The organism is Xanthomonas citri pv. mangiferaeindicae (assembly GCA_002240395.1).
Taxonomy (GTDB): Bacteria; Pseudomonadota; Gammaproteobacteria; order Xanthomonadales; family Xanthomonadaceae; genus Luteimonas; species Luteimonas citri_A.
In genome coordinates this window covers 1,837,671-1,850,417 of record CP016836.1, presented here as the reverse complement: position 1 = coordinate 1,850,417, position 12,747 = coordinate 1,837,671, and the positions used below count along the sequence as shown (strand labels likewise).

At 64.4% G+C, this 12,747-nt stretch carries 5 protein-coding genes and 2 pseudogenes; 4 read left to right on the top strand and 3 right to left on the bottom strand.

Annotation, left to right across the window (positions count from 1 at the left end; translation table 11 throughout):
• Nucleotides 1–44: 44 nt before the first annotated feature.
• The gene (locus BEN78_07980) at nt 45–1,061 is read left to right on the top strand and encodes a cupin (GenBank protein ASR43316.1); all 1,017 of its coding nucleotides are present in this window, start codon (nt 45–47) and stop codon (nt 1,059–1,061) included.
• Nucleotides 1,062–1,224: 163 nt separating this feature from the next.
• Here the strand turns inward: BEN78_07980 and BEN78_07975 are convergent.
• Nucleotides 1,225–2,654 (bottom strand): annotated as a pseudogene (locus tag BEN78_07975) (MFS transporter).
• A 175-nt stretch (nt 2,655–2,829) separates the two neighbouring features.
• Nucleotides 2,830–3,837, bottom strand: coding sequence for a LacI family transcriptional regulator (locus BEN78_07970; GenBank protein ASR45016.1), 1,008 nt, complete (start codon nt 3,835–3,837; stop codon nt 2,830–2,832).
• Nucleotides 3,838–4,091: 254 nt separating this feature from the next.
• On the opposite strand from BEN78_07970, the gene BEN78_07965 reads away from it, so the two are divergent.
• The 3 genes and pseudogenes from BEN78_07965 (at nt 4,092) to BEN78_07955 (ending at nt 7,998) form a co-directional block, all read left to right on the top strand.
• A complete protein-coding gene (locus BEN78_07965) occupies nt 4,092–6,641 on the top strand; it encodes a 1,4-beta-D-glucan glucohydrolase (protein ASR45015.1) in 2,550 nt (849 codons plus the stop codon).
• 234 nt (nt 6,642–6,875) lie between these two features.
• Nucleotides 6,876–7,570 (top strand): annotated as a pseudogene (locus BEN78_07960) (thiol:disulfide oxidoreductase).
• A 95-nt stretch (nt 7,571–7,665) separates the two neighbouring features.
• Complete coding sequence (locus tag BEN78_07955; protein ID ASR43315.1) at nt 7,666–7,998, top strand: hypothetical protein; 333 nt, start codon at nt 7,666–7,668, stop codon at nt 7,996–7,998.
• A 1,329-nt stretch (nt 7,999–9,327) separates the two neighbouring features.
• On the opposite strand, the gene BEN78_07950 is transcribed toward BEN78_07955, so the two are convergent.
• The gene (locus tag BEN78_07950) at nt 9,328–11,472 is read right to left on the bottom strand and encodes a hypothetical protein (protein ASR43314.1); all 2,145 of its coding nucleotides are present in this window, start codon (nt 11,470–11,472) and stop codon (nt 9,328–9,330) included.
• Nucleotides 11,473–12,747 lie beyond the last annotated feature (1,275 nt).

Sequence of the window (12,747 nt, the reverse complement as noted above, 5' to 3'; positions counted from 1 at the left end):
CGACCGGGCTATGCTGCGATCAGACCGTTGCGGACGACCCCTCGATGCATGAGATATCCGCCATCTCTGAGCGCATTCCCGATGCCGCCCCGGACCTGACGCTCGCGCAGGCCGTGCGCGAGGATGCGCCGTTGATCCTGCGTGGCAGGTTCGCCGACTGGCCGCTAGTTCGGGCCTCACGTCATTCCAGCCGTGAAGCCGCCGCCTACCTGCGCCGGTTCGCCAACGACCGCATGCCCGCCAGCGCGATGACGGCGCCACCGTCAGAGCATGGCCGCATTGGCTACGACCCCGCCCTTCAGGGATTCAATTTCCGACGCGAGCAGGTGCCGCTGACCGTGGCGCTCAACACCCTCGTCAAGTATCTCGATGCCCCCGACCCGCCGATGATCTATCTCGGCGCGACCACGCTCGACACCTTCCTGCCGGGCCTGCGCGCGCATCATCCGCTCGAACTCGGCGTCGACGATCCGCTGGCGAGCATCTGGATCGGCAATCGCACGCGCGTGCCAGCCCACCAGGACCTGCCCGAGAACCTCGCCTGCGTGTGCGCCGGCCGGCGGCGGGTGACGCTGTTGCCGCCCGACCAGCTGACCAATTTGTATGTCGGTCCGTTGGACGTTACCCCGGCCGGGCAGCCGATCAGTCTGGTGGATTTCGCCGCTCCCGATCTCACGCGCTTCCCCCGCTTCGCCGAGGCGATGCAGCACGCGCGCACTGCAACTTTAGAGCCAGGTGATGCTGTTTTCATTCCGAGCATGTGGTGGCACCACATGGAAGCCCTGGACAGCTTCAACGTGCTGATCAACTACTGGTGGCGCCGTACACCGGACTGGATGGACACGCCGATGAACGCGCTAATGCACGCGCTGCTGTCGATCCGGGACCTGCCGCCCGATCAGCGGGCGACCTGGCAGGAGATCTTCAGGCACTACGTGTTCGAGTCCGGGCCGGAAACGGCCGATCACATTCCCGAAGAGGCCCGTGGTGTCCTGGCGCCGTTCAACGATGTCCGAGCGGCAACGATTCGGGCGCGGCTGCGCGAGCGCCTATCGCGTTGAGCCGCGCCGGCGCGCGCATGCGCCGGCCGACGAGTGGGACCTACGTCAACGTGGATATCGATCGCCCCTATCGTCCGGAACGCACGCCCCGATCGGCTCCCCCCAGGCATGACGAAGGCGAGATCCACAGACCGCGCCTTCGCCAAACGCACCGACAGCGCCCTCAGCCTTCCATCTGCTCCAGCGCGCGGCCCTTGGTCTCGCGGACGTACCTGAGCACGAAGCCCACCGAGACGAACGCGGCGACCATGTAGATCGCGTAGGTCGAGGCCAGACCGATACCGGCCAGCAGGACCGGGAAGCTCATCGTGATGGCGAAGTTCGACGTCCATTGCGCGGCGCCGGCGACGGCCAGGCCCGACCCGCGGATCTGGTTGGGGAACATCTCGCCGAGCATGACCCACATTACCGGGCCCCAGGACATGTTGAAGAACACCACGTAGGCATTGGCCGCGATCAGCGCCACCGTGCCCATGCCGTCCGGCAGCTGCAGGTGCCCGTCGACCAGGGCGCCACTGGCGAACACCCAGGTCAGCACGGCCAGCGACACCGCCATGCCGAGCGAGCCGATCCACAGCAGCGGCTTGCGACCGATGCGATCGATCAACACCACGGTGATCAGGCAGGCGCCGATACTCAGCGCGCCCGACAGCACGTTGATCAGCAGCGCATCGCTTTCCGAAAAGCCGACGGCCTGCCATAGCACCGCGCCGTAGTAGAACACCACGTTGATGCCGACCAACTGCTGAAACGTCGCCAGACCGATGCCGACCCAGACGATCGGCCGGATGCGGCCGCTGACCCGGTCGACCAGGTCCGACAGCCGTGGACGGTGCTGATCGCCGGCCAGCGAGCGTTCGATCTCGCCCAGCGTCGTCTGCGCCTGGGCCGGGCCGTACAGCCGCGACAGCACCGCGAGCGCCTCGCCGTGACGGCGCTTGACCATCAGATAGCGCGGGCTCTCGGGAATCAGCATCAACAGCGCCAGGAACAGCAGCGACGGGAACGCCATCATCCAGAACATCCAGCGCCACGCCGGCGCGCCCAGCCACAGCGCATCGGTCGATGCGCCGGCGCTGCGGGCGAGCAAGTAGTTGCTCAGGAAGGCCGCGAACAGGCCGGAGATGATCGCGATCTGCTGCACCGTCGCCAGCCGGCCTCGGTAGCGCGCCGGCGCCACCTCGGCGATGTAGGCCGGCGACATCACGCTGGCCGCACCGACCGCGAAGCCCCGAGCACGCGCGCGGCGATGAACATCAACGAGCTGGTGGCCGCACCCGACCCGATCGCGGACAACAGGAACAGCACCGCGGAAATGATCAATACGCTGCGCCGCCCCCAACGGTCGGCGAGCCGGCCGGCGAAGAACGCGCCGATCGCGCAGCCCAGCAGCATCGAGGCGACCTCGAAGCCCAGCGCGGCCTTGCTCGAGCCGAAGGCCTGCTGCAGGCCGTCGACCGTGCCGTTGATGACGCCGCTGTCGAAGCCGAACAGAAAGCCGCCGATCGTGGCCACACAACTGATCAGGACGATGAAGCGGGTGTTCTCGGCAGCGCGCGCGGAGGCGTCGCCGGCAATGCTTGGGCTGCTCATATCCATATCCCCGGAGTGACGTGTGCGACGCGGCGGATGCGCCGGCGCCGGTCAGGCTCGAACGTCGAAGATACCGGCTTACGGGGCGATTGTGCGTGCGCCGACGCACGCTCTGTCGCCGCGACGCGGCCGCGAACAGGCAGGAGCGACCCGGGCGGTTCCATCAGCGCGCCGCTCAGCGCGGCGCCGGACCGGTGGAGCGCCGCAGCTGCAGCGTGTACGGCACTTCGACCATGCCGGCCTCGTCGCGATCACGCAGCGCCTTGAGCAGTTCCAGCCCGGCCAACTGGCCCATCTCGCGCGTGGGCTGGCGCACCGTGGTCAGCGCGGGGTGGATATGGCGCGAGATCGGGGTGTCATCGAAGCCGCAGACCGAGACATCGCGCGGCACCTGCAGCCCGAGCTCGTAGACCGCGCAGATCACACCGGCGGCCATGTCGTCGTTGGCCGCGAAGATCGCGGTCGGCGGCTCAGGCAGCGCCATCAGTCGTGTCGCGGCGCGGAATCCCGACTCGTGCGAGAACTCGCCATCCACGACCAGCGCTGGATCGAAGGCCAGGCCGGCCTCGCGCAATCCGGCGCGATAGCCGGCCAAGCGCCAACCGGTCGCGCCGTGCGCGGGGTGCCCCTTGATGTGCGCGATGCGGCGATGTCCGAGCGAGACCAGGTGCGCAATCATCTCGCGTACGGCGCTGCCCTCGTCGACGGTCACGCCGACCCGGCGGTGCGCTTCCATCGGCGAGATGCTCGCGTATGGCACGTCGAGCTCGTCGAGCCGCGCCAGCAGCGCAGCGTCATCGGTGATCGGCGGCGTCAGCACCACGCCGTCCAGGCGCGACTGCTCGACCATCGCCTCGACCGTGTCGACGATGTCGCGCGCGTCGTAGACCAGCGGCGCGAGCATCAGGTTGTAGTGATGCGCCTTGCAGGCATCGAGCAGGCCGAGCTCGACCTCCATCAGATAGTTGCTCGACGGATTGTCGTAGAGCATCGCGACCAGGTACGAGCGGCGCCCGGCCAGCGTGCGCGCCGAGGGATGCGGCGTGTAGCGCAGCTTGCCGACCGCGGCTTCGACCCGCGCGCGCGTGGCCGCGGCGACGTTGGGCTCGCGGTTGAGCACCCGCGAGACGGTCTTCATGGACACGCCGGCCTCTGCGGCGACGTCCTCGATGCGGACACGCATGTAATGGAATCCAGAGTCGGTGCGATTTCGCGACAGATTCTGCCAGACCGGCACCGACTCCATGATGGCAGCGCAGGGCGGTCGCGGTTTTGCCGCTCTGCAGCAAACATCGCAGACAGCTTGCGGTATTCTGCGGCGCTCATGACAACGCTGTCAGCCGAACTGACGACCACGTAGCGGAGGGGAACCCGACGATGTCCATCCAGCCCACACCGGCGGCGCGCCGGCGCGCCACTCGACCCGCCGGCAAGCATCTGCTCGCCCTTGCCGCCGCGCTCGCGCTGGCCGGCTGCGGCAACGATCCCAAGGCAACCGACGCCGCAGCAGGCACCGATACGCAGGCCGCCACCGCCGCAGATGCCAATGCCGTCGATCCGTCGCAGTGGCCCGAGGTTACCTGGCCGTTCGACGACACCGAACTCGATGCCAAGGTCGAGGCGCTGTTGGCCACGATGACCGTCGAGGAGAAGGTCGGACAGATCATCCAGGGCGACATCGCCGACATCACGCCCGAGGATCTGCGCAAGTACCGGCTCGGTTCGATCCTGGCGGGCGGCAACTCCGACCCCGGTGGACGCTACGACGCCGCGCCGGCCGAATGGCTGGCGCTGGCCGATGCGTTCTGGGAAGCCTCGATGGACACGACCGGCGGCGGCAAGGCGATCCCGGTGATCTTCGGCATCGACGCCGTGCACGGCCAGAGCAACATCGTCGGCGCCACCCTGTTCCCGCACAACATCGGCCTGGGCGCGACCCGCAACCCGGACCTGATGCGCGAGATCGGCCGCGTCACCGCGATCGAGACCCGCACCACCGGCATGGAGTGGGCGTTCGCACCGACCGTCGCCGTGCCGCAGGACGATCGCTGGGGCCGCACCTACGAGGGTTATTCGGAATCGCCGGACGTCGTCGCCGAGTTCGCACCGGCCGTCGTCAAGGGCATGCAGGGCGAGCCCGGCAAGGCGGACTTCCTCGACGATCACCACGTCATGGTCTCGGTCAAGCACTACCTCGGCGACGGTGGCACCGTCGGCGGCAAGGACCAGGGCGACACCCAGGTCACCAACGCGCAACTGCGCGATCTCCACGGTGCCGGGTACCCGCCGGCGATCGCGGCCGGCGCGCAGGCGGTGATGGCCTCGTTCAACAGCTTCCACGGCGAGCGTCTGCACGGCCACCACGCCCTGCTCACCGACGTGCTCAAGGGGCGGATGAACTTCGGCGGGCTGGTGGTCGGCGACTGGAACGGCCACGGCCAGCTGCCGGGCTGCACGACCACCGATTGCGCCGCCACATTCAAGGCCGGTCTCGACCTGGCGATGGCGCCCGACAGCTGGCGTGGCCTGTACGAGAGCACGCTTGCGCACGCCAAGTCCGGTGAGCTGCCGATGGCGCGCCTCGACGATGCCGTGCGTCGCGTGCTCAAGGTCAAGTTCCGCATGGGCCTGTTCGACAAGCCGCGCCCGTCGGAACGTGCGCTCGGCGGCAAGTTCGAACTGCTCGGCGCCCCCGAACATCGCGAAGTCGCGCGCCGTGCGGTGCGCGAGTCGCTGGTGCTGCTCAAGAACGAAGGCCGCGTGCTGCCGCTCTCGCCCAAGCAGCGCGTGCTGGTGGCCGGCGACGGCGCCGACGACGTGGGCAAGCAGTCCGGCGGCTGGACGCTCAACTGGCAGGGCACCGGCACCAAGCGCGCTGACTATCCCAACGCCGACAGCATCTGGGACGGGATCCGCGCCCAGGTCGAGGCCGCAGGCGGCACCGCGCAGCTCGCCGTCGACGGCGCCTACCGGCAGAAGCCTGATGTGGCGATCGTGGTGTTCGGCGAAGACCCGTATGCCGAGTTCCTCGGCGACCTGCCGAACCTGCTGTACAAGCCCGGTAACGATGCCGACCTCGAGCTGATCAAGCGCCTGCGCGCCGATGGCATCCCGGTCGTCTCGGTGTTCCTGAGCGGCCGCCCGCTGTGGATGAACCGTGAGATCAATGCCTCCAACGCCTTCGTCGCGGCGTGGCTGCCGGGGTCGGAAGGTGCGGGCATCGCCGACGTGCTGCTGCGCGGCGCCGATGGCCAGCCGCAGCACGACTTCAAGGGCAAGCTTGGCTTCTCGTGGCCGCGCCGCGCCGACCAGTACGTCAACAACGTCGGCATGGACGGCTACGATCCGCTGTTCGCGTTCGGCTTCGGCCTGACCTACGCCGATGCCGGCGATCTTGCACCGCTGCCCGAGGATGCCGGCGTCAGCGCCGAGGACGGCAAGGACGCGGGCTACTTCGCCCGCGGCGTGCCCGGGCCCGGCCTGCGCCTGGTGGTGACCGGTACCGACGGCCGCGGTGCAGATGTGCTGCACCCGCGCGTCGCCACGCCCGACGGCACGCTGACGCTGGCCGCGGTCGACTACCAGACCCAGGAAGGCGCACGTCTGCTGACCTGGACCGGCAATGCCACCGCCGAACTGCTGTCGCATTCGCCGTTCGACCTCAGCCGCGAGACCAATGGCGATTCGCTGCTGCTCGCCACCGTGCGTGTGGATGCTGTGCCCGCCGCCGGTGACGTCACGCTGTCCGCCGGCTGCGGCGACGGCTGTGAAGCCCGGCTGCCGGTCGGCCCATGGCTGGGCTCGCTGCCGCGCGGCGAATGGACGACGATCGGCGTGCCGCTCAAGTGCCTCACGGCCGCCGGCCTCGATGCCACCCGCGTCAGCACGCCGTTCGCGCTGCGCGCACCCGCCGGCCTGACGCTGGGCGTGGCCGATATCCGCATCGGCACCGACGCCGCACACCGCCTGGACTGCAAGACCCAGTAAGCGCGCGCAGTCGCCTGTCCCTTCCCCCGCTCGCGGGGAAGGCTGGGATGGGGGCAAACGAACGCCCGCGAAAAAGCACTCTCCCCACGCAACCCTGCCCGCGCTGATGGGATGGGCCGCGTTCTCGCTCACGTTCCCAAGCGCCACCACCGCAACGCAGCGTGCGCCGCGTCGCCACGCCGCTTGACCGCGCGCCCCCATAGACTCGACGCACTTGTCTTTCGGAGCGTCGCCATGATCGACCTGCATTACTGGCCCACCCCCAACGGCCACAAGGTCACGCTGTTTCTCGAGGAAGCCGGACTCGATTACACGATCCACCCGGTCAACATCGGCAAGGGCGACCAGTTCCAGCCCGAGTTCCTCGCGTTCTCGCCGAACAACAAGATGCCCGCGATCGTCGATCACGCGCCGGCCGACGGCGGCGCGCCGCAGACGGTGTTCGAATCGGGCGCGATCCTGCTGTATCTGGCCGAGAAGACCGGCCGCTTCCTGTCCGCCGAACCGCGCAAGCGCATCGAAGCGATCGAATGGCTGTTCTGGCAGATGGCAGGCCTAGGCCCGATGACCGGCCAGTACGGCCACTTCAACGTCTACGCGCCCGAGAAGATTCCCTACGCGATCGAGCGCTACACCAAAGAGGCCAACCGGCTGCTGCAGGTGCTCGACACCCAGCTGGCAGGCCGCGAGTTCATCGCCGGCGATGCCTACTCGATCGCCGACATGGCCGCGTACCCGTGGATCGGCGTCTACGACAAGGCCCGATCGATATGACGCCTTACCCGGAAATCCGCCGCTGGCACGCCGCGATCCAGGCCCGCCCGGCGACGCAGCGCGCCTACGCGAAAGCGCGAGAGGTCAATCCGGACGCCGGCAAGCCGTTGAGCGAGGAAGAGAAGAAGCAGCTGTTCGGGCAGGGCCGCCGCTGACGCGATGCGTCCGGGGTGCGCACCTCGCACGCCCTGCGTAGGATCGAAGCTTCACTCCGGACCCTGAGGACGCGCCCGATGCGAGCGATCCCTCTATGCGCCGCGGCCTGCCTGCTCGCCGCGTGCGCATCGACGCCGACCACCGATCCCATCGCCGATGCCGCGCGCTGCGACACGCTTGCCGGCGATGGCTGGCGTCGGATTTCGGCCCCGAGGTCGCGAGCGAACTGCTCGCATTGGCCTACATCACCACGCCCCCGTCGCAAGCCCGCTGGTACGTCGCCGACGACGGCCGGCATGCGGCGTGCCTGCCGCCCGACGCCGGCGCGACTTGCGGCCACGTTTTGCACACCTTCCAACCGCAGATCCACCGCATGTGGAGCTGGTCGGGCAGCGCCACGCGGAGCGAGGTCTGTCCGGCGGGCTGATGCCGCCGGCTTAGGCAGGCAACCAACGTGCTACTCCCGCTATGAGTCGGTAGCCGCATCAGATGTAACTTCTACGGGGTTAAGGACGAATGGCCACCTAACGTGGCCAATAACGCTTTAGCCCAAGGAGATTCCCTCATCTTACCAATAATAAATTCGGACAGCTTCCCGTCCTTCAAAGAAAACTCCAATTTTCGCTCGAAGAATTTCTTGCTTTCCACCCCTAAATCCAAATATTCAAACAGCTCCAATATATAGAAGATGGCCTCAGGCTCTCCCGCAAGATATGACTTAAACATCAGATCTGCAGCACCCCGCTTGTCACCAGCATTGATCGCGTTCAAACCCAAATTGAACAGAGCTGACGCATTATTTTTCTCAGCCGCCATTCGATAAAACTTTTCCGCTTCCGAAGCGCCCAACCAGCCAAACTCGCCTGACTCTATCAAGCTTCCGATAGCTAGATGAGCATCCGAGTCTCCTTCATCAGCAGCCCGCAGAAAGCTCTCATACGCTCTCTCAAACTTCCCTTCATCAACCAATCTCCAAGCCTCTCTGAAATGATCAACTGCGTTTGACATCTCACCCCCTCAATTTATTGACCAGGCGCAGGGCAGCTACCTGCAACGGGAGGCTCGTAACTCTCACGCACATCTTCACATTCGGATGGATTAATATCACACCACGTAACACAGGCATCATGGTTACCCAAACCGCACTGCTCTCCAAGCCATCCGTTCAGCATCAGCAGAGGAATAAGTCCAGAAGCCCTGACGGGAAATCCAGGCGGCCTTTCTTTGATAGTATGTTTTCCAGTTTGCGGATCCCTAACTATAACTTTATTCGGATCAGTTGGATGGGCCCGATAATGCTTAAACTGATTATTAGTTCCGCTCGCGCTGCGACTCCAGTTTCTCTCACCGCCCCGCCCCCTCGACAACCCCATCGCGTCCGTGAAAACAACTGGATTAGCTCCCGCATAAGCGTACGTATTGAGCCCACCAGCCAATCCAATCGGGTCGCTCTGCAGATAAGTGCCAGTCCGACCGTCATAGTCACGAAAGCCGTTGTACCAGAAGCCTGTCTCCGCATCGTAGTACTGGCCAGGAAAGCCGAGGTTATAGTCACCCAGCGAGTTGCCCAGAACAGCACGGTCGTAAGCGTAGTTCGCAGCGATCCAACGCGCAGTCTTGGTGCCATCGCTCACGACTTCTGGACGCCCGAGTCGATCAGTATGCGTGAAGTAGAGCTGCGCACCTCGGACCAAGCCTATCGGTTCGCCCCCCATCCAGATATGGTCGGTCCATTGCCCCGCTGTCACTTCCGACATCAGCGTGTTCTGCCCCCGTAGACAAAGCGAGAGCTGCCTAGCGGGCCACTCTTGGCCGTCCGCTGACCCAGCGCATTGACCGTGTACGTCGTCGTGCCTGCAGGATAGGTCGTGCTCACGTAGTTCGGATTGGTGTCAGTGACCGCCACGTCGCGCGAGACCGCCGACAAGCGGTTGAAGCCATCGTAGGAGTAGGTCGAGGTCGAGCCACTCCAGGACTTGCTCCGGCGATTGCCACGTCCGTCATAAGTGAAATGATGGTCAGACGACAAGAGCCTGTTGGTGCCCGGCTGCGTGGCATAGGTCTCATTGGACAACCATTGGTGGTACGTGCGATTGCCGTTGGCATCGAACGTGAAATGCTGATTCCCCACAGGGGAATTAATGGTTGTCAGCCGCGACAATGCGTCGTAGCCGAAGTCCTGGTTGTACTGCGCGCGTGACCAGTTTTGAACAGACACCATCTCGTTGTTAGCGTTATAGCTATACGTATGTCCAAGCAAGCCAGTGTCATGGATCATAGTCGCGCGACCATCCAGATCGTAATTGCGCTCCTTAACGATGCCGTTGCCATACACCAGCCGCGTCAGCGCGCCTGTCGGTGCGTACTTGAACTGGTTCGCGACCGTTCGCGTCGTGCCATTGATCGTGGCCTGAATCACCGAGAGCCTGCCGCGGTTGTAGCCGTAGCCCACCGATGTTCCGCCCGGATAGCGAATTCCGCCCAAGCGTCCGAGGGCGTCGTATGCGTAATGGGTCCAATCATCGTCATTGGGCGTCACATCGCGCGTCACGGCCACCGCGCCCTCCTGCGTGTACCCAAAGTGGCGCGTTCCGGAACCAGAGTCCGCATTGCATAGGCGGCCCTTGCCGTTATCGCACCAGTCGTAGCCGTAGGCCATGGATGCGTCGCCGCTCGATGTGGTGGCCAGGCGATTCAAAGCGTCATATGTGTAAGCCAACCAACTGCCATCGTGACGCGTCATGCGTGTGCGCTGGCCAAGGGCGTTATAGGCGAATGTTGTGGTTCCCGTATCGGGGCTGACCTGGCGCGTCACATCGCCAAACCCGTTGTAGGCATATGTCGTCGCATTGCCTCTGGGATCGACGACGCGCGTGATTCGATTCATTCCGTCGTAGGTCGTCGTACTCACGCCGCCGAGTGCGTCCTGAACACGGATTCTCCGGCCCGCTGCATCGTAGGCCATCGTCGTCGCACGTCCCGCAGAATCGAGCGACGACACCACATTGCCGTTGCCATCGTACGTATACCGGAAGTTCTGACCGGAATTTCCCTTGACGGCCTGCAGGAATCCCTGGGCATCGTACTGGCGCTCGCTCTTGAAAACGAGTTGGTCGGCGGCATCTTTCACCGTGGCGACGGTCTGATTGCCCAACAAGTCATATGTGTACGAGGTTGTCCCGAACACAGCACTGCCGTGGCGTTCCTGCAACTGCGTCAGATATCCCGCATCGTTATAGGTATAGGACCACGTGGCGCCTGAGCCATCATTGCTCGTCAGCACGTTACCCATCGCATCATACGTGAACGACTCGACCTGATTCCCGACGTCGCCTCGATACGTGGTCCGGCGGGTCAGGCGCCCGCGTGCATCGTAGGCGAAATCGACCGTCTGACCGTTTTCGCCGACGACACGTCCGGGTTGGCCGCGCCCGTTGTGCCCCGAGTACGTGACAGTGTGCCCCAGGCTATTGGACACGCGGATCAGGTCGCCCTGCGCGCTGTACTCCTCCGTCCTCGCCTGGCCCGTCACCGGCGGGGTCACCGTCACCGACTTCATCACCCGGTTGGAGTGGAAGGTGTAGTTAAAGGTCGTCTTGCGCGTTTGGCTTGTGGTACAGGCGCCACCACTGCAGCCGTCGAGGTAGATCGCCTGCGTCAAGCCACCGCGCTTGGCACTGTCGTTATCTGCGTAATAGGTATAGCGGGTGCGAGACAACGGCTGAGACACGCTTGCACCGTGATAGGTCACCTGCTGCAGGCGGTTGCGTGGTTCGTCCCAGACATAGGTGATGATGCGCTGGCTTGCGGTATTGCCATCGGGAGCGATGCCGCTGGTTACCCTCAGCAACTGGCCGCGATCATTGTATTGGTAGTTGGTCCGGTTGCCTTGCCAATCCAACCGATGCGTAACATAGCCTCGGCTGTCGTAACCCGTCGCGGCCGCGGCAGCAGGACAAGCCGCACTCGAACTGCGGCTGACGCTTGTGAGCTCACGGCGTCCAGCGACCCATGCGTACTGATGGCGCGTGGTATGACCAAGCGCATTGGTGACATCCGTATAGTCGGCGCCATAAGTAAACGTGCTCTTTTCCATACCGCCCGTCAGCCCCGACTCGCTGACGCGCCCATCAGCATAGTAGGCATACCAGGAGTAGCGTCGCCCGCCGACGGAGATACCAGTGATGGCATGCCGGTGCCTGGTATCGTCATAGTGATAGGTTCTGTCGCCCGTGCTGTTCGGATACACCACCTTGGTCAGGTTACCGGCCGCATTAGCGGGCGAGTACTGGTACGTGTACTTCTTACCATCCGGGTCAGTCACCGACGCGATGGCGCCAAATCCATTCCATGTCACCGCGACCGAGCGACCGGAACTATGCGTCACGCGACTGAAGTAGATCGAGGCACCTGGGTAGGTAAAGGTCCACTTGACCCCGCGTCGATTGGCGACTGACAGAATCCGCCCCTCCTGCCCCGGGGTCGCATCGTAGATTTCGGTGCCGCCGTCCTCGCGCGAGAGTTCATAGCGATTGCCCGTCAGCGTGATCAAGGACACGCCTTGTGCTTTCTCGGGAACCCAAGTCGTAGTGCCTGGCGAGCGATGATAGACAATGACTGAGCTATCAGGCCGCTCTGCGCGGATCACCGTGGGGATTCCATCACCTCCCGAGCAATCGGGCCCACCAAAATCGATTGGCACATTGGGATCAGAGCACTCCGGCGGCAAAGCCTCGAATTCCCGCAGCAGCCTGTAGTTGAAGGACGACGTCCACTTCGGATTGAATTGGCCAGGCGCTTGGCGCGTATGAGAGTAGTACCGAGTCAGTGTTAGAGGCATATCCCCTGTGCCGGTGAAATCAGTCTCTTCCAGCACTTTGTTTCCGGAGATAATAACCACCGGCTTGTCAGTCGACTCGTCGCAATCGCCCGGTGTTTCGTTACCCTCGTTCTTGTCTGGAATCATGATGTCGCCAATGATTCCACCGGCGATCGGCACAGTGGAACCGCTCCACATCCCAGTCCACAGGCCCTGTCCAAAGTCCATCGCAGGAAAGCTCGGCGCGACAACCACAACACCGTGATCATCCGACATTCGTGGAGCCGTAGCAGTTACGGTCTCAAGGGTCTCTATTTCTTCCTTTGTCGACTCTTCGGCGACAACGCCTGCGGCAGC